This window comes from Pseudomonas crudilactis, from assembly GCF_013433315.1.
Lineage (GTDB): Bacteria > Pseudomonadota > Gammaproteobacteria > Pseudomonadales > Pseudomonadaceae > Aquipseudomonas > Aquipseudomonas crudilactis.
Genome location: NZ_WXVV01000003.1, coordinates 137,445 through 161,781, shown reverse-complemented (window position 1 = coordinate 161,781; position 24,337 = coordinate 137,445). Strand labels below are relative to the sequence as shown.

Here is a 24,337-nt window from a genome sequence, read left to right as displayed (position 1 = left end):
GTCACTGTGGGAGCGAGCTTGCTCGCGAAGACGGCTGCAAATCCGACATCTCAGTGACAGGTCAATAGCATTCGCGAGCAAGCTCGCTCCCACAGGGATTTGGGTGAACTTTAAGGAATTTGAACATGCTGCAAGTCGACAAACTGCACCAGTACTACGGCGGTAGTCACATCCTGCGCGGTCTCTCGTTCGACGTGAAGGTCGGCGAAGTCACCTGCCTGCTCGGCCGTAACGGCGTCGGTAAAACCACCCTGCTCAAATGCCTGATGGGCCTGCTGCCGGCCAAGGAAGGCGCGGTGAATTGGGAAGGCAAAGCGATCACCACGCTCAAGCCGCACCAACGTGTCCACGCCGGGATCGCCTACGTGCCACAGGGCCGCGAGATCTTCGGACGCCTGACCGTGGAAGAGAATCTGTTGATGGGCCTGTCGCGCTTCCCCGGCAGTGAAGCCAAAGAAGTGCCAAGTTTCATCTACGAACTGTTCCCGGTGCTGCTACAAATGAAGCAGCGTCGCGGCGGTGATCTTTCCGGCGGCCAACAACAGCAGTTGGCAATTGGCCGCGCATTGGCCAGTCGCCCGCGTTTACTGATCCTCGATGAGCCGACCGAAGGCATTCAACCTTCGGTGATCAAAGAGATCGGCGCGGTGATCAAGAAACTCGCAGCACGCGGCGACATGGCGATTCTGCTGGTCGAGCAGTTCTACGATTTCGCCGCAGAACTGGCCGATCAATACCTGGTGATGTCCCGGGGCGAGATCGTGCAGCAGGGGCGCGGTGAAAATATGGAGGCCGAGGGTGTACGCGGGCTGGTAACGATCTAGTACAACGAACTAATCTGTAGCTTCCTAACGATAATTACAAACCATGAATTCGACTGTTGCACCTGCCCTGTTTACCCCGAGCTGGCACGCCGAGCTGGAACTCGCCTACGCCCGCTTCGGCGACTGCACACGCCCGGTCATGCGTCGGCACCTCGGCCCGCTGCGGGTGCAAAAGCACCTGTATGCCGAAGGCCCCGAGGTCTGTCAGCACATCATCGTCCACCCGCCGGGCGGGATTGCCGGCGGTGATCGACTGGACATCAGCGCTCGCGTCGAGCAACACGCCTGGGCGCAGATCACCAGCCCCGGCGCGGCCAAATGGTATCGCGCCGGTGGGCCGGCTTATCAGCAGCTCGACTTGAAAGTGGCGGCCGGGGCGACGCTGGAATGGCTGCCGCAGGAGACCATTGTCTACAGCGCGGCCCAGGCTGAGCTGACCACTTCGATTGATCTTGAAGGTGATGCGCGGCTGTTCTACTGGGACGTGGTGGCGCTGGGTCGCCCGGCCAGTGGCGAGCGTTTTGACCGTGGGTATTTTCAGGCGCACCTGGATATTCGCCGCGATGGCCGATTGATCTGGCATGAGCGCCAGCGCATCGTCGGTGATGACGGTTTGCTTGATTCACCGATCGGGCTGGATGGTCATCCGGTGTTTGCGACGTTGTTGGTGACCGGTGAAATTGATGCTGAGTTGCTGGAACGTTGTCGCTCGCTGGGCCATGAGGTGCGCGGGGACTTGACCCAGTTGCCCGGCCTTTTGGTCGCCCGTTGTCTGGCGTCTGAAGCACTGCTCGCCCGCGCCTGGCTGATTGATTTATGGCGTTTGCTGCGGCCGGTGCTGCTGGGCCGCGATGCGGTATCTCCCAGAATATGGAGTACCTGAAAAAGCCCCTCACCCCCCGCCCTCTCCCGGAGGGAGAGGGAGCCTGACCGAGTCGTCTGAAATGAATTTGACTGCCTGAACAAATACCGCTGACTGAACCGGTCATTGAAACAGCCGAGATCAGTCCCCTCTCCCACGCAAGAGGGAGCCTGACCGAGTCGTTTGAAATGAATTTGATTGCCTGAACGAATACTGCTGACTGAACCGGTCATTGAAACAGCCGAGATCAGTCCCCTCTCCCACGCAAGAGGGAGCCTGACCGAGTCGTTTGAAATGAATTTGATTGCCTGAACAAATACCGCTGACTGAACCGGCCATTGAAAACAACCGGGATCAGTCCCCTCTCCCTCGCAAGAGGGAGCCTGACCGAGTCGTTTGAAATGAATTTGATTGCCTGAACAAATACTGCTGACTGAACCGGCCATTGAAAACAACCGGGATCAGTCCCCTCTCCCTCGGGAGAGGGCTAGGGTGAGGGGTTGCTCCAACTGACACCCCGCGCCCGCAAGAACCTCACAAATCTGCCCTGACGGAACCCCACAATGGACCTGACCCCACGCGAAAAAGACAAGCTGCTGATCTTCACCGCCGGCCTCGTCGCCGAGCGGCGATTGGCGCGCGGCGTGAAGCTCAACTACCCGGAAGCCATGGCCTACATCTCCGCCGCACTGCTTGAAGGCGCACGTGACGGTCAGACCGTAGCCGAGTTGATGCACTTCGGCACCACCCTGCTCAGCCGCGAGCAAGTGATGGAAGGCATCGCGGAAATGATCCCGGAAATCCAAGTCGAAGCGACGTTCCCCGACGGCACCAAACTGGTCACCGTCCACCAACCGATCGTCTGAGGCCGCGCCATGACTTACTCCATTCGCGATGCCATTCATGCCGATCTGCCGGCGATCCGCGACATCTACAACGACGCCGTGCTCAACACCACGGCGATCTGGAATGAACAAGCCGTCGACCTCGGCAACCGTCAGGCGTGGTTCAGCGCGCGTCAGGCACAGGCTTATCCGATTCTGGTGATCGTCGACAGCGACAACACTGTGCTCGGCTACGCTTCATTCGGTGACTGGCGGCCGTTCGACGGCTTCCGTCACACCGTCGAACACTCGGTCTACGTGCGCAGCGATCAGCGCGGCAACGGCCTCGGCCCGCAACTGATGACTGCGCTGATCGAGCGGGCCAGAACCTGCGGCAAACACGTGATGGTCGCCGCCATTGAAAGCGGCAACGCCGCCTCGATTCGCCTGCACGAGCGCGCCGGTTTCAGCATCACCGGGCAGATGCCGCAAGTGGGCACCAAGTTCGGCCGCTGGCTCGACCTGACCTTCATGCAATTGACCCTCAACCCTGGCGCGGAGCCGCCTGACGCCAACAAGGAGTGATACCGATGAACGCCGCCCAACTGCGCCGCGTCAATGCTGAAAGTTTTGCGCATTACCGTCAGGGCCTGATCGACCTGCTGCTGGACGCCGTGGGTTACGGCGCCAGCGTCGGCTTCATGGCCGACCTCGACGCTGCGCAGGCGCGCGCGTATTTCGATGAGGTGCAGGACAACGTCAACAAGGGCAGCGTGCTGCTCTGGGTGGTGGTCAAGGACGAGCAGGTGCTGGCCAGTGTGCAACTGGGTCTGTGCCAGAAAGCCAACGGCCTCAATCGCGCCGAAGTGCAGAAACTGCTGGTGCGCGAACACGCACGGCGTCGCGGCCTCGGTCAGCAATTGATGAGTGCGCTGGAACTCGAAGCGCCCAAACACAAGCGCGGCATGCTCTACCTCGACACCGAGGCTGGCTCCCCCGCCGAAGATTTCTACAAGGCGCTGGGTTACACCCGCGCGGGCCAGATTCCCGATTACGCCTGCGACCCGCACGGCACCTATCGCCCGACCGCCCTCTATTACAAGATCCTGCAAGGAGCCCAGTGATGATTCCTGGCGAGTACCAGATCCAGCCCGGCGACATCGAACTCAACGTCGGCCGCCGCACCGTCAGCCTGAAAGTCGCCAACAGCGGCGACCGGCCGATTCAGGTCGGCTCGCACTATCACTTTTTTGAAACCAACGATGCGCTGACTTTTGATCGCGCCGCGAGCCGTGGCATGCGCCTGAATATTCCGGCTGGCACCGCCGTGCGCTTCGAACCGGGGCAGAGCCGTGAGGTTGAGCTTGTGGATTATGCCGGGCATCGGCGGGTGTTCGGGTTTGCCGGACGAATAATGGGTGACCTCTGACATCTGCGTGCACCGCTGCCCCTCACCCCAGCCCTCTCCCGAGGGAGAGGGAGCCGATCACCGATAGCCGCTCCACCGTGAACTGTCTCCTCTGCGGAGCCGATCACCGATAGCCGGCCCACCGCGTACAGTCCCCTCTCCCTCTGGGAGAGGGCTAGGGTGAGGGTCAATGGCTCACCACTATTTTCCTGAAGGACGCTGCATGAAAATCTCCAGACAAGCCTACGCCGACATGTTCGGCCCCACCGTCGGCGACAAGGTGCGCCTGGCCGACACCGAGCTGTGGATCGAAGTCGAACAAGACTTCACCACCTACGGCGAAGAAGTGAAATTCGGTGGCGGCAAAGTCATCCGTGACGGCCAAGGCCAGAGCCAGCTGCTGGCCGCCGAAGTCGTCGACACGCTGATCACCAACGCGCTGATCATCGACCACTGGGGCATCGTCAAAGCCGACGTCGGTCTCAAGGACGGCCGCATCGCCGCGATCGGCAAGGCCGGCAACCCGGATGTGCAGCCGAACGTGACCATCGCCATCGGCGCCGGCACCGAAGTGATCGCCGGCGAGGGCATGATCCTCACCGCCGGCGGCATCGACACGCACATCCACTTCATCTGCCCGCAACAGATCGAAGAAGCGTTGATGAGCGGCGTCACCACGATGATCGGCGGCGGCACGGGACCTGCCACAGGCACCAACGCCACGACGTGCACTTCGGGCCCGTGGCACTTGGCGCGGATGCTCCAGGCCGCTGACGCGTTCCCGATGAACATCGGTCTCACCGGCAAAGGCAACGCCAGCCTGCCGGAGCCGCTGATCGAACAGGTCAAGGCTGGCGCGATCGGCCTGAAACTGCACGAAGACTGGGGCACCACGCCGGCGAGCATCGATAACTGCCTGAGCGTCGCCGACCAGTTCGACGTGCAGGTGGCGATCCACACCGACACCCTCAACGAATCCGGTTTCGTCGAAACCACCCTCGGCGCGTTCAAGGGCCGCACCATTCACACCTATCACACCGAAGGTGCCGGCGGTGGTCACGCGCCGGACATCATCAAGGCTTGCGGTTTCCCTAACGTATTGCCGAGCTCGACCAACCCGACCCGGCCGTTCACCCGCAACACCATCGACGAACACCTCGACATGCTGATGGTCTGCCACCACCTCGACCCGAGCATCGCCGAAGACGTCGCATTTGCCGAAAGCCGTATCCGCCGCGAAACGATTGCCGCCGAAGACATTCTGCATGACCTCGGCGCGTTCTCGATGATCAGCTCCGACAGCCAGGCCATGGGCCGTGTCGGTGAAGTCATCACGCGCACCTGGCAGACCGCCGACAAGATGAAAAAACAGCGCGGCCCGCTGCCGCAGGACGGCGAAGGCAACGACAATTTCCGCGCCAAACGCTACATCGCCAAGTACACCATCAACCCGGCGATTACCCACGGCATCAGCCATGAAGTCGGTTCGGTGGAAGTGGGGAAATGGGCGGATCTGGTGCTGTGGCGCCCGGCTTTCTTTGGCGTGAAACCGACGCTGATTCTCAAGGGCGGCGCGATTGCCGCGAGCCTGATGGGTGATGCCAACGCCTCGATCCCGACACCGCAACCGGTGCACTACCGCCCGATGTTCGCCAGTTACGGCGGCTCGCTGCACGCCACCAGCCTGACCTTCATCAGCCAGGCGGCGCAGGCAGCCGGGTTACCCGAAACGTTAGGGCTGAAGAAGAAAATCGCCGTGGTCAAAGGTTGCCGTGACGTGCAGAAAACCGACCTGATCCACAACGACTATCTGCCGGACATCGATGTTGATCCACAGACGTACCAGGTCAAGGCGGACGGTGTGCTGCTCTGGTGTGAGCCGGCTGATGTGTTGCCGATGGCGCAACGGTATTTTCTGTTCTAACGGCGACGTTTACCAATACGGGCAATGCTGCCCGTATTGCGCCGAACAGCTTCTCGTCATGAGAAAAGCAGGCCGATGTCTTCGTCACTGTAGTTATAGTTCCAGCGCAGTTCGGTGCCGGCAGGAATGTCTTCAAGCGCAAATGCGCTATTCAGCAAGTAAGTCTTGCGGGTGACACCGTCACTGTTCGGCAGATCAGCCTCGACCTTAAACCCTATCAGGTTGATGTTGTAGCCGTCCGGCGCTTGCCGCAGGGGTTTGCCGGTATCGTCATAAATAAAGTGGGTATTGATCCTGGAAATCATGTTGTCTCCCACGACGGCGATCGGGCCAGGGCCGAGTTGACCTGACCTGAGGACCACATCCATGCCAATGGTCATCGAAAACACTTGCTCGGCGGGGAGCAGGAACCGCCCTGATCGAATGGTCCCACCATAGACGCCGACGACCTCACCTTGGGCGATCCGTCTGTTCGCCACCACCATCGACTGACCGATCAGCGCTCGTTCACCCGGCACCTGCACGTCTGCTTCGGTAAATTGGCGCAGTTGCAGCTTTTCCTCATAGAGTCTGGCAACCGTTTCATAACCTTCAAACTTTATATACGGCTTGATTTGCTCTGAGGTGTAGGTTTCTCCCGAGTCAAAAGTAACTTTGCTCTGCAATGTGCGGATACGCACGGGCCTGCCGAGACTGTCCCTGAGCGGGTACTTGCCGTTGTTGGCGCGATTGTAGGAGCCTCGTTGATTACTCAACGATGTATAGCGTACCTCTTGCCTCATGAAGCTGAGTTCCTGCGCGGTATACGGCTGGATCGGCATCGATTCGGAGGCCATTTCAAACACGTCATCCACGGTTTGCGACCGGTCCGGCAAGAACTCCAGAGCCATCTCGAACTCGTCGTCGGACAGCGGTGTTTCCACAGAACTCTTGCGGCGGTTGGAGCGCAGGATCGGCGACCCGGATTCCTCCAGCGGATGCCAGAGATCCACGTCGGGATCCCAAACGAGCACGGGGCCTTTGGGATTCAGTTGACTGGCCAGCTTGGCCCGTAATTGCCCCGTTAGAGGATCCTCCCCCACCTGTACCACGCCGTCAGGTACTTTGGCATACCGACGGCCCTTCAATGTCCACAGCCCCGGCGCCTCGGCCGGCCGCAGAAGCCGGATCGGGGCGTTGCTCAGATAATCCGCCCACGGCCGTTGATCCGCCTTGGTCGCCGTGCTTGAGGAGGATGGAGTTTGTCGCACTGCAACCGTGGGCGTGGACGATGGGGCATCCGCGTCAAGAGTCAGCGCGGATCCGCCCGGCGCAGAAGATGATCGCGAGGGCGTGGCGGTGGCAGGGCCGAAATCGGTACGTGGCGGCGTTTGCGCAGGCGACGTATGCCCATCGGGCGTGGTTGTCGGGCGTGTGTGCACATCACTGGTGACGGCACCCTTGGAAGGCGGCTTTAGCGGCATGGTTTTCATCCTTGAACGTTAAGGGCGACATTGCCCTTTTGCTTATCCGAAACCTGAATCTGTAACTTTTTGCATGGTGCCCTGAAGGGAGAGTTCCATTTCTCCACCACAGGCCCGACCAGACTATGCAGTTGGCAAAAGAAATTAAAAACCGGAATATTGTTAATAGCCGCGTACCGGGCTTACTGAGCAGCGAATTTCACAAGCAGGAAAATCAGTAGCAACGAACTCGCCATCCAGTCTGTAAGACACACCCCTGAACGGTAGTTTTTACCGTCGGGCAAAGAGACTAGTATCGCGAGACTCTCCAGAAAGGAACCAGCCATGCGTCTATCCGAATTCATCAGGCAGCACGTGGACTGTATCGTCGATGACTGGGAGGAATTTGCAGCCACCATTACCCCCGCTGCCGATTATCTGGACGCCACTGCACTGCGTGACCACGCCAAAGCTATCTTGCTGGCCGCCGCACGAGACATGAACAAACCACAGACTGCCCAGGAGCAAGCCGCCAAAGCCAAGGGTGAAGGCCCGGAAATGACCCCGAGTCTGGACCAGGCCGGCGCCAGTCATGGCGAGCTGCGCCACACTGTCGGTTTTGACCTGGTACAGATGACCTCGGAATTTCGTCACTTGCGTGCCTGTGTGATTCGGCGCTGGGTCGACAGTCTTGAATCACCGGACATGGCCTGCTTTCAGGACATGATCCGCTTCAATGAAGCCATTGATGAAGCGCTCGCCGAGTCGACGGCGGCCTACGCTGAACAGGTCAACCGTTCACGGGATATATTCCTGGCGATACTCGGCCATGACTTGCGCGCACCGTTGCAGGCGGTGGGCATGTCCAACGACCTGTTGCTGCGCAAATCCACGCTCGAGGGCGAAGCGCTGATGTGCGCTCACAACATCAAACGCAGCGTCCGGCACATGGCGGCAATGATCAGTGATTTGCTGGAGCTGGTGCGCAGTCGTCTCGGTAAAAGCCTGCCAATCGAGCCGGCCCCGATGGATCTGGCCGAGGCGGCGCAGGCGGCGATTGCCGAAGCCTGCGCTGGCAACCCGCAATGCTCGCCGGTGCTGCACATGCACGGCGATACGCGAGGTGTGTGGGACGCGGGGCGTATCGATCAATTGCTGCAGAACCTGATCGGCAATGCGTTGCAGCATGGCTCGAATACACAGCAGGTGACGTTGACGTTGCAGGAGGAAGCGGACGCGGTGTGCCTGTCGGTGCACAACTTCGGCACACCGATTCCGGAGGAGGCGCTGGGGACTATTTTCGACCCGTTGGTGCGCAGCGCCGATGAAGAACCGGGGCAGCCTTCGACCAGCCTGGGGTTGGGATTGTTTATCGTCAGGGAAGTGGTCAACGCCCATGGCGGGACGATTGAAGTCAGCTCGAATGAGGCTGACGGCACACGGTTCAGCGTGGTCTTGCCCAAGAGGGTGTAGTCAGCGATACCGCGTTATCGTTCTTCGCGAGCAAGCTCGCTCCCACATTGGAATGCGTATTCCTGTGGGAACGAGCCTGCTCGCGAAGAGGCCCGATCAACCAACCGGAAAACATCAGGCTATCTACTCAACTACCAACCGCCCCAACCGTTGCCGCAACATGCGGTTTTCGGCGCGCAATTCGCGGACTTCTTCGAGCAGATCCAGCGCCAGGGCGACACCTTCCCATTCCAGCTCCAGATCGCGCCGCAACTTGGCGGCGCGTTTGGCCAGGGCCAGTTCGTAGTCGGTGAAGCGCCATTCCCGGGGCTGCGCACCCTGAGGTTCGAGGATGCCGTGTTCGACGATTTCGATCACGTAGACGTCCGACAAATCGGCCGCCTCACAGAATTCTGCCAAGTCCAGTTGAACGATCAGGGGGCTGCTCATGATGGGCTACTCCGTCGTCGGATTCAGAAGTTCTCGCGCGGGTTGAACGCGGCTTTCTTCGCCAGTTCCTGCCACAGTGCCTTGACCTCATCGTCGGACGCTTTCGGCATCACGGCTTTGAGTTGCACGAACAGGTAACCGCGCTCGCCGGCCTTGTTTTTCAAGCCATGACCTTTGGCGCGCATGCGCTGACCGTTCTGACTGCCGGCCGGCACTTTGAGATTGATTTTGCCGGTCAGGGTCGGCACCGCCACTTCCGCTCCCAGCGCCAGCTCCCAAGGGGCCAGCGGCAAGGTGATGATGAGGTTTTCACCTTCGACATCGAATTTCGGATGCGGCGCAAAACGAATGGTCAGGTACAGATCGCCATTCGCCCCGCCACCGATGCCCGGTGCGCCCTGGCCTTTGAGGCGGATGCGCTCGCCGTCGGTCACGCCCGCCGGGATCTTCACGTTCAGACTCTTGCTGGTGTTGCTGACGTGCTGGCCGTTGGCGTTGTATTGCGGCACCTGGAAGGTGACTTTCTTCGACTCGTTCGCCAGCGTCTCCTCGAGGAAGATCGGCAGTTCCATTTCCACGTCTTGCCCTCGGCGCCCGGCACTGCGTTGTTGCCGGCCTTCGCCGCCACCGAAACCGGGGCCGCGATTGCCGAAGATCGAACTGAAGAAGTCCGAGAAGTCACCGGTGTCGCCACCGCCGCCGCCAAAGCCGCCACGGCTCTGCCAGCCCGGTGGCCCCTGGAACGGCTGACCATGCTGGCCATAACGGCGCAGCTCGTCGTATTCGGCGCGTTTGTCGGCGCTTTTCAGCGCTTCATAGGCTTCCGAGGCGTCTTTGAATTTGGCCTCGGCGTCCTTTTCCTTGCTGACATCCGGGTGGTATTTGCGCGCCAGCTTGCGATAGGCAGCCTTGATTGCCTTGTCGTCTGCTGTCGGCTCCACGCCGAGTATCTTGTAATAGTCTTTGAAGTCCATTGAAGGAATCACCATCCGTTATCGATTTCGCGCCGATGCCAGCATGCGCCGATTCGCGCGTGCCGGGTTGACCGATCTCAAGGTTGTGACCGGGTGGCGCAGCAGAAGTTTATCGGCAGTGGACGGCGGTTCTTGTGACCGCCGGTGGTTCTGCCGGCCCATGCCAGCAAGTTTGGGGCAAAGTCCGCACTTTCAACCCAGTCTAGTCGCGAAATAGCAGATGACCGGCCTTCGAATCTGGCGCGCACTGACATACACTGCGCGGCCGTTTTTTTGACCGGAACCGAAAGACATGAAAGACGCCTCTCCAGCCCGTGCCTGCGGCATCGACTTCGGCACGTCCAACTCCACCGTCGGCTGGCTGCGCCCCGGCATGGAAACGATGATCGCGCTGGAAGACGACAAGATCACCCTGCCGTCGGTGGTCTTCTTCAACATCGAGGAACGCCGCCCGGTGTACGGTCGTCTGGCGCTGCACGAGTACCTGGAAGGCTACGAAGGCCGACTGATGCGCTCGCTGAAGAGCCTGCTCGGTTCCAAGCTGATCAAGCACGACACCAGCGTGCTCGGCACGGCAATGCCGTTCAAGGACTTGCTCGGCCTGTTCATCGGCCAGCTGAAGAGCCGTGCGGAGACCGCCGCCGGTCGAGAATTCGAACAAGTGGTGCTCGGCCGCCCGGTGTTCTTCGTCGATGACGATCCGCTGGCTGACCAGGAAGCCGAAGACACCTTGGTCGATGTGGCGAAGAAGATCGGCTTCAAAGAGGTCTCGTTCCAGTACGAGCCAATCGCTGCCGCTTTCGACTACGAGTCGACCATCGAGAAAGAAGAGCTGGTGCTGATCGTCGACATCGGCGGTGGTACCTCCGACTTCTCGCTGGTGCGCCTGTCGCCCGAGCGTCGCGGTTTCGATAACCGTCACGATGACATCCTCGCCACTGGCGGCGTGCACATCGGCGGGACCGACTTCGACAAACAGTTGAGCCTGCAAGGCCTGATGCCGCTGTTCGGCTACGGCAGCCGGATGAAGAGCGGTGCCTACATGCCGACCAGCCACCACATGAACCTGGCGACCTGGCACACCATCAACTCGGTGTACTCGCAGAAATCCAGCCTGGCCCTGGGCAGCATGCGCTACGACATCGAAGACACCGGCGGCATTGATCGCCTGTTCAAGCTGATCGAACAGCGTGCCGGCCACTGGCTGGCGATGGAAGTCGAAGAAACCAAAATTCAACTGACCCACACCGACAGCCGCCATGTGCCGCTGGACCGGATCGAGGCCGGGTTGAGTGTGGAACTGACGCGAGCGCTGTTTGAATCGGCAATTGATGCGCTGCTGGAGCGGGTGCGCGGCAGTGTTACGCAGCTGTTGAACGATGCCGGTGTGGCGGTGGATCAGGTCGATACCGTGTTCTTCACCGGTGGTTCGAGCGGGATTCCGGCGCTGCGCAACAGCGTCTCGGCGATGTTGCCGAATGCGCGGCATGTTGAAGGGAATATCTTTGGCAGCATTGGCAGCGGTTTGGCGATTGAAGCCATGAAACGCTATGGCGCCATGGACTGATCTGAAATCGGCGTCGCGCCTTTCGCGAGCAAGCTCGCTCCCACATTTGACCGCATTTCTTCAGTTGAAATGCAATCCAGTGTGGGAGCGAGCTTGCTCGCGAAAGCGCCAGATCAGGCAACACAGATCCATCGGTTAGACCATCCCGCCCAGTTTCAACTCACTCTTCAGGTACGCATAATAAATCGGCCCCGCCACCACCCCCGGCAGGCCGAACGCGGCCTCGAACACCAGCATCGCCAGCAGCAACTCCCACGACTTGGCACTGATCTGCCCGCCGACAATTCGCGCGTTGAGGAAGTATTCGAGCTTGTGGATAAAAATCAGATAACCCAGCGCCGCCAATGCCACCCAGATCGACAGCGACAGGCCGACGATGGTGATCAGCGTGTTCGACATCAGGTTGCCGATCACTGGCAGCAGGCCGAGCAGGAAAGTCAGCACGATCAGGGTTTTGGTCAGCGGCAGCTTGATACCGAACATCGGCAGGATCACCGCGAGGAAGATCCCGGTGAAGAAGGTGTTGAGCAGGGAAATCTTGATCTGCGCGAACACGATGTTGCGAAACGCCTGCACCAGCAGGTGCAAACGGTCGAACAGCGCGGCGGCCAACGGTTTGCGTTTGGTCACGTCGGGGATGCGCTGCAAGGCGATGATCGCGCCGAGCACCATGCCGATCAGCAGCGTGACGAACATGTGCGCCGCGTCCTTGCCGACCAGTTGCAAGTCGGACAAGTGCTTGCTCATCCACTCGCCGATCGCCACGCGAAATTCCGCAGCACTGGCCGGGAGGTAGGCGTCGATGAACGGCGGCAATTGCCCACGCGCGCGGTCGACCACGCCCATGAATTTATCGAGGGAAGCGCCGGGGTTTTCTGCTTCGTGCAGGAGAAAACTGATCGCGCCGGCGAAGATCAGCGCCAGAACGCTGACGACCAGCGTCCCCAGCAACGCCACCGCCAGCCAGCGCGCGCGGCGGCCTTCGATCAGCCGTTGCAGTTGCGGAGTGAGCATGTTGACCAGCTCATAGACCAACAACCCGGCCAACAGACTGGGCAACAAGCGCAGCGGCAGCACCAGCAGCAAACCGCCGAAAATGATGATGCAACTGACCCAGAACACTACATGACGCTCAGAAAACGTTGGCATACAGCCTCAAAACGAACGGCGTAAAAGGATTGGCAGTCTGCCAGCGTTCCGGGGTGAGCACTAGAAATATGCGGTGCTTCAGCTTTTGGTGCCCGGCTTGAGATCCAGCCCTCACCCTAGCCCTCTCCCAAAGGGAGAGGGCTAGGGTGAGGGCTGAGCCAGTGACCTGAGACAGCGACATGGAATCCATAATCGACCGGTTTTTTCAGGTCGACGAGTTTCTCGAGACACCGCGGTCTGTCCCCTCTCCCTCTGGGAGAGGGTTAGGGTGAGGGCAAATCTCAAGCGAACGCCTCGACCCAGTCCCCCCACAGAACCGGGTTATTTTTTCTTCAGACAATCACTCATGAACGTCTTGCGCGCATCGCCGGTCAGGGCTTTGGTTTTCGCGTCGGCGTTGCAGGTTTTCATTTTTTCCTGCTGCGGGGTCAGGGCCTTGGCATCGTTGGCCGCCGGCGCTGCCTTGAGGCAGGTGCTCATGAAGGTTTTGCGCTCATCGCCTTTCAGACTCTTGGCGGTCGCATCGGCATTGCAGGTGGTCATCTTGTTCTGTTGCGCCGTAGCGGCGAAACCCTGGGAACACAGGAGCAAACCAATCATCAACAACGGCACACGCAACATCTTCATGGAGTTTTCTCCTTGTCGCCGCACCGAGGGGGGCGGCCTCTGCTGGAGTGTAGCCAAATCTTGTTACACCTTCCTGCCTTCCAGGTGGCTACGGCGATACTGCTCCGGCGTACACCCCGCCTGCCGCGCGAACATGGCGATGAATGCCGAACCGCTGCTGTAACCGAGATCGAAAGCGATTTCCTGCACGCTGCGCGATGTTTCCAGCGCCTCGATCGCGGCGAGATAGCGCAGACGCTGGCGCCACTCGCCGAAACTCATTCCCAGCTCACGAACGAATTGCCGGGCCAGCGTGCGTTCGCTGACATGCACTTGCAGCGCCCAATGCGCCAGCGGCTGATTGTTGCCCGGCTCGGCCTGCAAGGTTTCGAGGATCGCCAACAAACCCGGGCTACTCGCGTAGGGCAGATAACACTCATGCACCGGGGCCTGTTGCAGTTGATCGACCAACACTTGCGCCAGACGCTGGTCGGCATCGAGTTCGGGAATCTTCACGTCGCGGGCGGCGAAGTCTTTGAGAATCGCCTTGAGAATGTCGCTGATCGCCAGGGTGCAGGCGCGTTTCGGCAGTTCGGCACAGACCTTGGGGTCAAGGCACACCGCACGATAGTTGACCGGTTGATGGCTGTAGAAACTGTGCTCGACCTGCGGCGGCACCCACACCGCGTACTGCGGCGGCGACATGAAGCGACTGCCATCGACGTCCATGTGCAGCACGCCGTGCGCCGCGTATTCCAGCGTGCCCCACGGATGGCGATGCGGCGCAGCGTATTCATGGGCGTTGAAGTCGGCGTAGCGGAAGTACACCGCCGATGGCAGTTCGCTGAAATCCAGCAGATCGATGTGTTTGCTGTTCATGCTGTCCGGTTTCAGAGGCAGGTTGTCCGGTTCGCAGTATAGGCTTGCATCCAGACAAGGGATAATTGCCCTTCATCAACGTACTGGTTTCGACTCATGCAATACGCGTTTCCGCTGCTGGCGATTTTTATCTGGGCCGGCAATACCGTGATCAACAAACTGGCGGTCGGGGCAATTTTTCCCGCCGAGATCGGTTTCTATCGCTGGCTGCTCGCCGGTTTGCTGTTCACCCCGTTCATGCTCAAAGCGGTGATCGCGCACTGGCCGCAGATCCGCCCGAACCTGGGCAAGATTTTCATTCTCGGCGTACTCGGCATGGCGGTGTATCAGAGCCTCGCCTACTTCGCCGCGACGCTGACCACCGCCACCAACATGGGCATCATCCTGTCGCTGATGCCATTGATGTCGCTGGCCATGGCGATCATCAGCCTCGGTCAACGTCTGACGGCGGGGGCACTGGTCGGTGCCGTGTTGTCGTTTGCCGGTGTGCTGGTGGTGGTCTCGTCCGGCAGCCTCGGCGCGTTGCTGCAGCACGGCGTGAATATGGGTGATGCGATGATGTTGATCGCCACTCTGGCCTATGCGATCTACAGCACTTTGCTGAAAAAATGGCAGCTGCGCCTGCCGCCGCTGGTGTTGCTGTATTTGCAGGTGCTGGTGGCGATTGTCGTGTTGTTTCCGTTGTATGCGGCTTCGCCGAAGACCGGTTTCACCCTGCAGAACATTCCGCTGGTGCTGTATGCGTGTCTGCTGGCGTCGATGCTTGCGCCGCTGGCGTGGATGCAGGCTGTGCAGCGCCTGGGGCCGAGTCGCACGACGTTGTTTTTCAATCTGCTGCCGTTGATTACTGCGCTGATTGCGGCGGTGGTGTTGAAGGAACAACTGGCGATGTATCACCTGGTGAGCGGGTTGTTGACGTTGGGCGGGGTGATTCTGTCCGAGCGCTGGACCACCGTGTTGGGCCGCCGGGTCAGCGTTGCCTGATCCGGCCTCTTCGTCGGAACGCCGCCCGGAGACAAGCTCGCTCCCACAGGTGACCGCATTCCTTCTGTTGGAATGCATTCGAATGTGGGAGCGAGCTTGCTCGCGAAGAACGATAACGCGGTCTGACTGTTAAACCCCGGCAGCCTCAAGCCGCGCCGCATGCTCGACAAACAGTCGCACCGGATCCGCACCCTTGCCGACCAGCCCCAGCGACTGATTGACGATATCGAAGTGATCCAGCGGATAGTCGTCACCAATCACCGTACCCAGATGCGAGCTGTAGCGCCCGACCATCCCGTCGCACTGCCCCGGCTCGCGCACGAAGGTTTTCGCAAACAAGCGACAGCTGCGATTGGTCCCATCAAACAAATTCCCGCCGCGATCAGTCTTGCCCGGTTGCAACGTCCCCGACCACGAGTAGTAGCGCACGCCGTTAACCTCTTCCGGCCCATGCCCGCCTCACGTTTCCGGCAGGCCCTGTGGATAACGCTGATTGAACAGCGCCACGCCCGCAGTGGTCAGCGACTGGTGTGAGGCGTGAATATCCACCGGCAGTTTCGGCCCGCGATAACCGGTTTCCAGTAACGCCATCAGCCACCCGATAAAACGCAGCAATGCTTCAAGAAGGCGTCCCTTGGCACTGTCCGCCGGGTAATGTTTCGCCAGGTAGTCCGCCAGTTCCGAGCCATGATTCGGTCCGGCCACCGACGTGACCGACGCCACCAGATCCGGCCGTTTCGCCGCCGCATAGCGCGCCGTCAGCGAACCCTGACTGTGGCCGAACAGGTTGACCTTTTGCGCCCCGGTCTCACGCAGAATCTCATCGATCCGCGCCAGCAACTGCTCGCCGCGCACCTCTGTGGAATTGAGCGGCGATACCTGCACCGCAATCACCGTCGCACCACTCCGGCGCAATGCCTTGATGATGCCGTACCAATACGGATAGAGGACCAGCCGGATAAACCCGAGCATGCCGGGCACCAGCACCAGTGGATAACGCGTCGACATGGGCAAACATCCTTGTGGTCGGTGTGTGGATGCAAGGCGTGCAAAACGCCCGCCAAGCATCCTCCCTGATGATGACAACTCAACGACCAGCCTACTTCAGGCCCACCACCCCCGCCACAATCAGCCCTACCGAAAGCAGTTTGACCAGAGTCAGGCTCTCGCCCAGCAGAGCAAAACCGAGGAACACAGTGCCCAGTGAGCCAATCGCCGTCCAGATCGGGTAGGCGATGCTCACCGGCAGTTCGCGCATCGCCAACGTGAGGAAGTAGATCCCGCCGACCGCCGCAATCACCGTGATCAGCGAGGGCCAGAGCCGGGTGAAACCTTCGGCGTACTTCATGCCCATGGCAAAAGTTACTTCAAACCCGGCGGCGATCAGCAGGAACAGCCAGGCCACCTAAAACACCCGCGCGAGGTCGAGCAGGCGCTGCTCGGTCTCCGCCACCGACACCGCGAAAGTGCGCTCGGCGGACTCTTCGCCCTCGGCCGCGACCACCGTGACGTCGTTGATACCGATGAACCCCAGCGCCGTGCGCAACCATGGATCGGCGTGGTTCAAAGCTTCCAGTTCACCGCCCGGACCGAAGCCAAAACCGCCGCGACTGGTGACGATCAAGGCTTTCTTGCCCTGCAACAAAGGCGTGTACTGGGCGACACCGTTGTCCAGCGTGTGATCGAAGGTCAGGCCCAGACGCACGATCTGGTCGACCCAGGCCTTTAGGCCGCTGGGGACACTGAAGTTGTACATCGGTGTGGAAATCAGCAGCAGGTCATACTCGAACAACTCGCCGACCAGTTGATCGCTCAATGCCAGATCGGCCTGCATCGACAATGGACGCGCTTCGGGCTGTGGATAAAACGCTGCAGCGACAAAGGCTTCATTGACCGCCGGAATCAATGCCCGCCCGACCTCGCGGCGATTCACTTGCGCCTGCGGATGGCGCACCTGCCAGGCGCTGAGAAAATGTTCCGCCAGCCGCCGCGAATGTGAACGGTCGCCACGTGGGCTGGCATGAATCGCAAGAATTTTGCTCATCTGAAACTCCTTGAGGCTAGACTTTGATTGCTGTGTCGCTGCAGATTGCGGGCTGCACATCGTTGCCTCAAATGAGCAAAAATCAGTCCGGATGAATTCATTTCATCCGTGGAGCGTTTCAATGTTCGCCTCGCTGCCTCTCACCGCCCTGCGCGCCTTTGAATCGGCATCACGATTGCTGAGCTTCAAGGCTGCCGCCGAAGAGCTGTCGGTCACGCCGACCGCCATTTCTCATCAGATCCGCTCGCTGGAAGACTGGCTCGGCGTCGCGTTGTTCGAACGTCTGCCGCGCCAGGTGCGCCTGACCGAGGGCGGCGAACGCCTGTTTCGGAGTCTGCACGGCGCGTTGCTGGACGTGGCGCAAAGCGTCGATACCCTGCGCCCGCAGCGCAACGCCAGCACGCTGACGCTATCGACCACCGCCGCCTTCGCCGCGCTGTGGCTAGTGCCGCGCCTCGGGCGATTTTATGCCCAGCATCCGAACATCAACGTGCGCCTCGATACCCACTGTGAAGTCATCGATCTGCACCAGGACGCCAGTGTCGATCTGGTTTTGCGCTACAGCCTCGACGACTACCCGAACCTGTATGGCCTGTGCCTGTTCGATGAATCGTTCGGCGTTTACGGCTCGCCCGAGCAAGTAGCGCTGGCCGCGCGGCGTACACCGACGTTGATCAGCGTGCGTTGGCACAACTCGAAACTGTATGCCCATGGCTGGGAGGCATGGTGCGCCAAGGCCGGTGAACACTGGTTGAACCAGCAACCAGCCAACCGCGAATACGATGAAGAACACTACGCCTTGCAAGCAGCAATCGCCGGACAAGGATTGGTGCTGGCGAGCAACATTCTGGTCTCGGAAAGCGTCGCCAGTGGTTTGCTGGTGCCATACAAGGGTGAGATTCAAGTCGATGGCGCCGGCTACAGCGCGTTGTGTGTGCCGGGTCGCGAGCGGCATCCACCGGTGCGGGCTTTTTTCACCTGGTTGCGGGAGGAAGCGCAGCTCTCGGGACTGGTCCCAAGGTCGCCGCAAATCGCATAAAACTTTTTGCAACGCTCATGACTCACAGCTTAGGTAGCGACCGCGTCCGCAGAACGCGGCGACAATCGGATTAGCCTCCAGGAGATCGAAATGAGCGACGACCTGCATCTGTCAGATGTTCAAACCTTGCGCGACCGTGCGCGCCAACATGTCGAGAACGGCGCCGTCACGGAGGGCTACAGCGCCGACCGTGAAGAGGTGCTGCGCTTGCTCAATGAATCGCTGGCCACTGAACTGGTCTGCGTATTGCGCTACAAACGCCACTACTTTATGGCCAACGGCGTGAAAGCCCACGTGGCCGCCGAAGAGTTTCTCGAGCACGCCACCCAAGAAGCCCAGCACGCCGACCGCCTGGCCGAGCGCATTGTGCAATTGGGCGGCGAGCCTGAGTTCAACCCCGACATGCTGTCGAAGATGTCCCACGCCCAATACGTGGCCGGGGAAACCCTGAAAGAAATGGTTTACGAAGACCTGGTGGCCGAGCGCATCGCCATCGACAGCTACCGCGAAATCATCCAGTACATCGGCGAGAAAGACCCGACAACCCGGCGTATCTTCGAAGATATTCTGGCGCAGGAAGAAGAGCATGCCGATGACATGGCCGACATCCTGAACGACCTGTAACCCTTCCAAACCTCTTTCGCGAGCAGGCTCGCTCCCACACTCGACCGCATTCCTTCTGGTGGATGCGGTCAAATGTGGGAGCGAGCCTGCTCGCGAAGAGGCCCTTACGGGCACCGACTATTTAGTCGGTTTGACGGTGACCGGCGCCTTGCCCGACTTCATCTGCTCCAGCAACGGCGCACACTGATTCGGCTCGCCACCACTCGGCGCCACCAGCGCCAACAGCCCCGCCGCTGGTGCTGCAATCACACCCAACGCAACCATCCCTGCCCCGCGCAACATCAGCGGCACAGCCTTCACGCCAGCATCCGGCTTGATGAACTTGCCACGCACATACAGCGGCGAGCGCAGGGAAATCAACCGCCAGCCCTTGGATTCCGGCGTCACCGTCAGATCCAGTTGCTCGGTGGCCATGTTCGCGGTGCCGTCGATATAAATGATCGCGTTCTCGGTATCGAAGACAAACAGCTGCGTCGTTGCCAGGCCGGTCTTGATGTCGAAGTCCGCCGCTGCGCAGTTGATCTTCACTTCCTTGTCGCCAAAGATCTTGCCGACCACATAGTTACCGACGTTGAGCCCGGCCAGTTCCATCAGCTCACGACTGATCGCGCCATCGTTGATCAGCATCTTCAATTTGCCGTTGGCACCGCCCAGCAGCTTGGCGACCGAGTTGCCGCGCCCGCTGATATCGGCGTCGCCATTGAGCTCACCGAAACTGGTCTTCATTGGCTCAAAGGTCGGGAACAACTCCTTGAGCTTGAAGCGGCGCGCGGTCAGTTTGGCGCGGCCCTCCAGCGGTTCGGTGCGACCGTTGAGGCGAATCTGTGCATCGAGATTGCCGCCGGCCACACCGAAGCGCAGAGGCTCCAGGCTCAGTTCGCCGTCGTTGAGTTTCAGGTGGGTATAGAGGTCGTTGAACGGCAGTTTTTCGCTGTGGACGATGCGCTTGCCGGTGAACTCGACGTCGGCATCCATCGCGCGCCAGCGGTCAGTCTTGAACTCCTCTACCGGCAGCACTTTGTCCGCCGGTTGCTTGCTCTCGCCGCCGCGGGCCTTTTGCTTGTCATTGGAGTCGGCGCCGATCAGCGGTGCGAGGTCAGCGAACAGCAGTTGATTGGAGAGCAACGCGCCGCTGAGCTTTGGCCGTGGCTGGCTGGCAACGTAGGTCAGGTCGCCATGAATGTCACTGCTGCCGATCTTGCCGTTGAACTGCTCGTAGGTGAATTTCGCCCCGGCCGCGTCATGCAGCTTGGCGATCAAATGGCCGTCGGTAGCGTACGGCGGCGTGTCCGGCAGGGTCACGCCGGTTAAAGGATAGAGATTGCCGAGGCTGGCCCCGGCCAGTTTCAAGCGCAGATCGAGCGCGCCAAGATTCAGTGGATCGGTCAGCGTGCCAGCCAGTTCGATGCTGGTGTCGCCGATCTTTGCCTGAGCCTGCAACGGGAATGGCTTGCTCGCGTCCTGCAACGCCAGCAGCCCGCCAATCTTGCCTTGGCCGGTGAGGTTCTGGCCGTGATATTGGCCTTTGACCTTTAGGGCAAACGCATAATCCTGCGGTGCGCCGCCCTTGTCCTGCGCGGTTTTCGCCGCTTTGGCACCGACGATGTCGCTGTACGGGATCGGCTTGCCCAACGGATCGATCAGCACATCGAGATTGGTCTTGAGCGTTTGATCGTCGAGGGTGACATGACCCTTGTCGAAACCGATGGAGCCGATGTCGACGACCCAATTCGACGGCTCAGCGTTCGGGTCTTTCGGATCGAACTTGAACGTCCAGTTGGCGCGGCCATCGGCCAGGCGCTGCAACTGGGCATTGGGTTCGGTCAGGTCGATGCGCGGAATCACCACCCGTTGCGCCAGCAATGCCAGCGGCGAGATACGCAGCTCAACGCGTTTGAGCGTGACCATTTGCGCTTTCTTCGACCAGTCCGGGTTGCCCAGGCTCAAGTCCTCGGCGACCACATGCGGCCACGGCACCCACGCACGCCAGCCGCCCTCGTCGGGTTCGCGCTGCCAGATCACCGCGAGGTTGCCGTTAATAGCAAACGGTCGGTGCAGTTCTTCCGAGACTTTGGCGTTGAGCGGCGGTTTGATCCGGTTCCAGTCGAAGAACACGATGATCAACACCAGCACGGCCAGTAGCAGCACGAGGATGGCGAAGGTCCAGCTGAAGATTTTTCCAGTGCGCGTCATGCACAAAGCTCCTGATCACGACCGCACGCACAAACTGCGGCGTACGGCTGAAACGGCGGGCCAAAGCGGCCCTCATGAAATCTACGACTGGCAAACCAGCCGCAGGTTTAATCGAAAGGTCGATTAAGGCGCAAAAAGTCGCGCGAAATCTGACCGATCAGTCGAACAGTGTTACCGCGACCCGCACTTTTGCGAGGCGCGAGTGAGTCGGAAATACCCACCCCGGTGCAAAACCGCTGCTCTGAAAGGCCCGATCTAGAGCCTCCCGGCAGAACAATCAATTCTGTTGATTATTACCATTGCGTTTATGAACTTTTATATCGACTTATCGAGAGTAGCATTGCCCTCGTACCCACTTTATCGCCCTCCCAAGGAGCAACCCATCATGAAACGCCAATTACTGCTTAGTCTTACCCTCTCGATGCTGGCCAGCACGGCGTTCGCCCTGCCGGCTGCCGACCAGGCCACTCCACAAGTAAAAGACAGCCACTCGGTGTTCAGCCAAACCCTCGCCGAAGATGGCTATGACAAAACGCCACAAGGTCAGACCCTGGCTGAAGATGGTTACGACAAAACCCCACAGGGTCAGTCGGTAGCAGAAAACGGTCGCAATCGTCTGGAAGAAAAAGGTCTGGTCGAAGACGGCTACGACAAAACTCCACAAGGTCAGGCTGTCGCTGAAAACGGTCGCAACCGCCTCGAAGAAAAAGGTCTGGTTGAAGACGGCTACGACAAAACCCCACAAGGCCAGGCGGTTGCCGAAGGTGGTGGTGACCGTGTGATCGAACGCAACAGCGCTGTGAGCTGAGCCCATGGTGGCCCAGAAAAAAAGCCCAATCGACGGATTGGGCTTTTGACTTTTCAGGTTTTGGTAAACGCCCCGTAAAAACCCTCGCTTTACTGCCCCGCCGTTCGACGCCGATAAAGCCGATTTGCTAGAGTGCGGCGCTTGTCTTGCCGAAGAAACCACCTTGCGATGCTGCCCCGCGCCGAACAGAAACAACAGACCCGCAACGCCCTGATGGACGCTGCCCGCCACCTGATGGAAAGCGGCCGAGGATTCGGCAGCCTGAGCCTGCGCGAAGTGACCAAAACCGCCGGGATCGTGCCCACCGGTTTTTACCGGCATTTTGCCGATATGGATGAGCTCGGTTTGGTGCTCGTCAGCGAAGTCGGCCAGACCTTCCGCGAAACCATTCGCCTGGTGCGGCACAACGAATTCGTCATGGGCGGCATTATTGATGCTTCGGTGCGGATCTTCCTCGACGTGGTCAGCGCCAATCGCTCGCAATTCCTGTTTCTGGCGCGTGAGCAGTACGGCGGTTCGCTGCCGGTGCGTCAGGCGATCGGTCGCTTGCGCGAGAACATCAGTTCCGACCTGGCTGCTGACCTGAAGCTGATGCCCAAGCTGCAGCACCTGGATGCCGCCGGCCTGAGCGTAATCGCAGACTTGATCGTCAAGTCGGTGTTTGCCACCCTCCCGGACATCATCGACCCAACCGCTGAAGCCCTGCCGGAGCATCTGACGCCGCAGGCGAAGATCACCCAGCAGTTGCGCTTCATCTTTATCGGGCTCAAGCACTGGCAAGGGCTGGGCAGTACCGAGTAACTCCCTTTTATGACTGACACACCAGATTCCCCTGTGGGAGCGAGCTTGCTCGCGAAGGCGTCGTGTCAGTCAACATCTATATTTCTGATCCACTGCATTCGCGAGCAAGCTCGCTCCCACATTTGGTTCGGCGCATCGGCCTCCATTTGGTGCATTAAAAAATCTTCACGCACCAAAACCTTCCATATTCCCGCAACATCTTGAAACATCCACTACGCTCCGACAGGGATTTCCTACATCTCGTCCGATTGGCAAGGCCCTTGCTCTAGCCAGAGTATTGTCCATAGCTGGAAGCTTTCCGATGCTGGTGATTCACCGCAGAATCGACCCTCAACCCGTCTGGGCCGCCGAGTTGCACCTGACCTTCGAAGCTCGGAGCAAAAGCCGTCTGCGCTGTTTCAGTGCCGAAGGCGAAGACGTCGGGTTGTTTTTGGAGCGCGGTCAGCCGCCGCTGTTCGATGGCGAATGTCTGCAAGCCGAAGACGGGCGCATCGTCCGCGTCTGCGCCCGCCCCGAGCAACTGCTGCACGTCACCTGCGCCAATGCTTTCGAGCTGACTCGTGCTGCTTATCACTTGGGTAATCGCCACGTTGCGTTGCAGGTAGGCGATGGGTGGCTGCGTCTGCTCGACGATTACGTGCTCAAAGCCATGCTCGAACAACTCGGCGCACAGGTTGAAGCCATTGAGGCACCGTTCCAGCCGGAACACGGTGCCTATGGCGGCGGCCATCACCATTCACGCCACGGCGACGAAGACTTCAATTACGCGCCGAAACTCCATCAGTTCGGCGTACGCCTGTGAATCCGGCCTGGGCGCTGCTGCGCCTGGCCAGTCCGCAATTGCCGATTGGCGGCTACAGCTATTCGCAAGGCCTGGAAATGGCGGTGGATAACGGCCGGGTGAAAAACCCGGACGACGCCCGCCGCTGGATCAGTGATCAGTTGCTGCTGAATCTGTCGCGCTTTGAGGCGCCGTTGTTGCTTGCGCATTGCCAAGCGGCGGCGGATGAAAACTGGAGCGAGTTGCTGACCCACTGTGAGAGCCACCGCGCCAGTCGCGAGACCCGCGAGTTGCATCTGGAGAGTCGGCAGATGGGCTATTCGTTGCAGCAGTTGCTCAACGGCTTGCCGGAACTCGACGCGCCGGCCCGCGATTTTCTCGATCAATGCACTGAACCGCATCTGGCCCTGTGCTGGGCACTGGCCGCGCGCGCCTGGGGCATCAGCCCGCAGGACGCCCTCGCCGCGTGGCTGTGGAGCTGGCTGGAAAACCAGCTCGCTGTATTGATGAAAACCCTGCCGCTGGGCCAGCAGGCCGCCCAGCGCCTGACCAGCGAGCTGCTGCCGCTGCTGCAACAAGCACAGCAGGACGCCAGCCGAATCAACCCCGAACACATGGGCAGCGCCGCGTTCGGTCTGTCCCTGGCGTGCATGGCCCATGAGCGCCAGTACAGCCGCCTCTTCCGTTCTTAGGAGAAACACT

Annotated in this window: 25 protein-coding genes and 1 pseudogene; 16 read left to right on the top strand and 10 right to left on the bottom strand. The window is 60.0% G+C overall.

Annotated elements, in window-relative coordinates; genetic code table 11:
* The first annotated feature begins 125 nt into the window (after positions 1-125).
* The 7 genes from urtE to ureC all read left to right on the top strand — a co-directional run bounded on the left by urtE (position 126) and on the right by ureC (position 5,842).
* The gene (urtE, locus tag GTU76_RS05195) at positions 126-824 is read left to right on the top strand and encodes an urea ABC transporter ATP-binding subunit UrtE (protein ID WP_016984897.1); all 699 of its coding nucleotides are present in this window, start codon (positions 126-128) and stop codon (positions 822-824) included.
* A 43-nt stretch (positions 825-867) separates the two neighbouring features.
* Positions 868-1,707: an urease accessory protein UreD gene (locus tag GTU76_RS05190; RefSeq protein WP_180698189.1), complete on the top strand. Its 840-nt coding sequence runs from the start codon at positions 868-870 to the stop codon at positions 1,705-1,707.
* 542 nt (positions 1,708-2,249) lie between these two features.
* Entirely contained in the window at positions 2,250-2,552 is a 303-nt protein-coding gene (gene ureA, locus GTU76_RS05185; RefSeq protein ID WP_016984788.1) for an urease subunit gamma, read from the top strand.
* 9 nt (positions 2,553-2,561) lie between these two features.
* Entirely contained in the window at positions 2,562-3,095 is a 534-nt protein-coding gene (locus GTU76_RS05180) for a GNAT family N-acetyltransferase (RefSeq protein WP_016984789.1), read from the top strand.
* A gap of 5 nt (positions 3,096-3,100) precedes the next feature.
* Entirely contained in the window at positions 3,101-3,634 is a 534-nt protein-coding gene (locus GTU76_RS05175) for a GNAT family N-acetyltransferase (protein WP_016984790.1), read from the top strand.
* Positions 3,634-3,939 (top strand): urease subunit beta, encoded by a 306-nt coding sequence (locus tag GTU76_RS05170; protein WP_016984791.1) that lies wholly within the window; start codon positions 3,634-3,636, stop codon positions 3,937-3,939. The genes GTU76_RS05175 and GTU76_RS05170 overlap by 1 nt, the downstream gene beginning before the upstream one ends.
* 202 nt (positions 3,940-4,141) lie before the next feature.
* On the top strand, positions 4,142-5,842 hold the full coding sequence (ureC, locus tag GTU76_RS05165; RefSeq protein ID WP_175553036.1) for an urease subunit alpha: 1,701 nt from the start codon (positions 4,142-4,144) through the stop codon (positions 5,840-5,842).
* A 56-nt stretch (positions 5,843-5,898) separates the two neighbouring features.
* Here ureC and GTU76_RS05160 read toward each other — a convergent pair whose 3' ends face one another.
* On the bottom strand, positions 5,899-7,305 hold the full coding sequence (locus GTU76_RS05160; RefSeq protein ID WP_180698188.1) for a hypothetical protein: 1,407 nt from the start codon (positions 7,303-7,305) through the stop codon (positions 5,899-5,901).
* 324 nt (positions 7,306-7,629) lie between these two features.
* Here GTU76_RS05160 and GTU76_RS05155 point away from each other — a divergent pair, with 324 nt between their 5' ends.
* A complete protein-coding gene (locus tag GTU76_RS05155) occupies positions 7,630-8,757 on the top strand; it encodes a sensor histidine kinase (protein WP_016984794.1) in 1,128 nt (375 codons plus the stop codon).
* A gap of 123 nt (positions 8,758-8,880) precedes the next feature.
* Here the strand turns inward: GTU76_RS05155 and GTU76_RS05150 are convergent, their stop codons facing one another.
* Together GTU76_RS05150 and GTU76_RS05145 are read right to left on the bottom strand one after the other, a co-directional pair.
* A complete protein-coding gene (locus GTU76_RS05150; protein ID WP_016984795.1) occupies positions 8,881-9,186 on the bottom strand; it encodes a chaperone modulator CbpM in 306 nt (101 codons plus the stop codon).
* A 23-nt stretch (positions 9,187-9,209) separates the two neighbouring features.
* Complete coding sequence (locus GTU76_RS05145; protein ID WP_016984796.1) at positions 9,210-10,160, bottom strand: DnaJ C-terminal domain-containing protein; 951 nt, start codon at positions 10,158-10,160, stop codon at positions 9,210-9,212.
* A 292-nt stretch (positions 10,161-10,452) separates the two neighbouring features.
* Here GTU76_RS05145 and GTU76_RS05140 point away from each other — a divergent pair, with 292 nt between their 5' ends.
* On the top strand, positions 10,453-11,727 hold the full coding sequence (locus tag GTU76_RS05140) for an Hsp70 family protein (protein ID WP_016984797.1): 1,275 nt from the start codon (positions 10,453-10,455) through the stop codon (positions 11,725-11,727).
* A gap of 135 nt (positions 11,728-11,862) precedes the next feature.
* Here GTU76_RS05140 and GTU76_RS05135 read toward each other — a convergent pair whose 3' ends face one another.
* The 3 genes from GTU76_RS05135 to GTU76_RS05125 form a co-directional block, all read right to left on the bottom strand.
* Positions 11,863-12,876: an AI-2E family transporter gene (locus GTU76_RS05135; protein ID WP_016984798.1), complete on the bottom strand. Its 1,014-nt coding sequence runs from the start codon at positions 12,874-12,876 to the stop codon at positions 11,863-11,865.
* 321 nt (positions 12,877-13,197) lie between these two features.
* Positions 13,198-13,503 carry a PsiF family protein gene (locus GTU76_RS05130; protein WP_007950613.1) on the bottom strand — a complete coding sequence of 102 codons (306 nt, stop codon included), beginning with the start codon at positions 13,501-13,503 and terminating at the stop codon, positions 13,198-13,200.
* Positions 13,504-13,566: 63 nt separating this feature from the next.
* Complete coding sequence (locus tag GTU76_RS05125) at positions 13,567-14,361, bottom strand: AraC family transcriptional regulator (protein WP_016985402.1); 795 nt, start codon at positions 14,359-14,361, stop codon at positions 13,567-13,569.
* A 96-nt stretch (positions 14,362-14,457) separates the two neighbouring features.
* Here GTU76_RS05125 and GTU76_RS05120 point away from each other — a divergent pair, with 96 nt between their 5' ends.
* Positions 14,458-15,345 carry a DMT family transporter gene (locus GTU76_RS05120; RefSeq protein WP_180698187.1) on the top strand — a complete coding sequence of 296 codons (888 nt, stop codon included), beginning with the start codon at positions 14,458-14,460 and terminating at the stop codon, positions 15,343-15,345.
* 129 nt (positions 15,346-15,474) lie between these two features.
* Here the strand turns inward: GTU76_RS05120 and GTU76_RS05115 are convergent.
* The 3 genes and pseudogenes from GTU76_RS05115 to GTU76_RS05105 all read right to left on the bottom strand — a co-directional run bounded on the left by GTU76_RS05115 (position 15,475) and on the right by GTU76_RS05105 (position 17,389).
* A pseudogene (locus tag GTU76_RS05115) lies at positions 15,475-16,353 on the bottom strand (alpha/beta fold hydrolase).
* A gap of 91 nt (positions 16,354-16,444) precedes the next feature.
* A complete protein-coding gene (locus tag GTU76_RS05110) occupies positions 16,445-16,750 on the bottom strand; it encodes a DMT family transporter (RefSeq protein ID WP_016985399.1) in 306 nt (101 codons plus the stop codon).
* Positions 16,751-17,389, bottom strand: coding sequence for an FMN-dependent NADH-azoreductase (locus GTU76_RS05105; RefSeq protein WP_180698186.1), 639 nt, complete (start codon positions 17,387-17,389; stop codon positions 16,751-16,753).
* 91 nt (positions 17,390-17,480) lie between these two features.
* Here GTU76_RS05105 and GTU76_RS05100 point away from each other — a divergent pair, with 91 nt between their 5' ends.
* Both GTU76_RS05100 and GTU76_RS05095 read left to right on the top strand, forming a co-directional pair.
* Positions 17,481-18,428, top strand: a complete 948-nt coding sequence (locus GTU76_RS05100) for a LysR substrate-binding domain-containing protein (RefSeq protein WP_425503628.1) — start codon at positions 17,481-17,483, stop codon at positions 18,426-18,428.
* 90 nt (positions 18,429-18,518) lie between these two features.
* Positions 18,519-19,052 (top strand): ferritin-like domain-containing protein, encoded by a 534-nt coding sequence (locus GTU76_RS05095; protein WP_016985396.1) that lies wholly within the window; start codon positions 18,519-18,521, stop codon positions 19,050-19,052.
* Between the two features lie 117 nt (positions 19,053-19,169).
* Here the strand turns inward: GTU76_RS05095 and GTU76_RS05090 are convergent, their stop codons facing one another.
* A complete protein-coding gene (locus GTU76_RS05090; protein ID WP_180698184.1) occupies positions 19,170-21,245 on the bottom strand; it encodes an AsmA family protein in 2,076 nt (691 codons plus the stop codon).
* A gap of 385 nt (positions 21,246-21,630) precedes the next feature.
* Here GTU76_RS05090 and GTU76_RS05085 point away from each other — a divergent pair, with 385 nt between their 5' ends.
* From GTU76_RS05085 to GTU76_RS05070, 4 genes are all read left to right on the top strand, one after another.
* Positions 21,631-22,053, top strand: coding sequence for a hypothetical protein (locus GTU76_RS05085; RefSeq protein WP_016985394.1), 423 nt, complete (start codon positions 21,631-21,633; stop codon positions 22,051-22,053).
* Between the two features lie 168 nt (positions 22,054-22,221).
* Complete coding sequence (locus tag GTU76_RS05080; protein ID WP_175553028.1) at positions 22,222-22,854, top strand: TetR family transcriptional regulator; 633 nt, start codon at positions 22,222-22,224, stop codon at positions 22,852-22,854.
* 301 nt (positions 22,855-23,155) lie between these two features.
* Positions 23,156-23,656: an urease accessory protein UreE gene (ureE, locus tag GTU76_RS05075; RefSeq protein ID WP_095121871.1), complete on the top strand. Its 501-nt coding sequence runs from the start codon at positions 23,156-23,158 to the stop codon at positions 23,654-23,656.
* The gene (locus tag GTU76_RS05070) at positions 23,653-24,327 is read left to right on the top strand and encodes an urease accessory UreF family protein (protein WP_180698183.1); all 675 of its coding nucleotides are present in this window, start codon (positions 23,653-23,655) and stop codon (positions 24,325-24,327) included. Before ureE ends, GTU76_RS05070 begins: the two co-directional genes overlap by 4 nt.
* Positions 24,328-24,337: the final 10 nt, after the last annotated feature.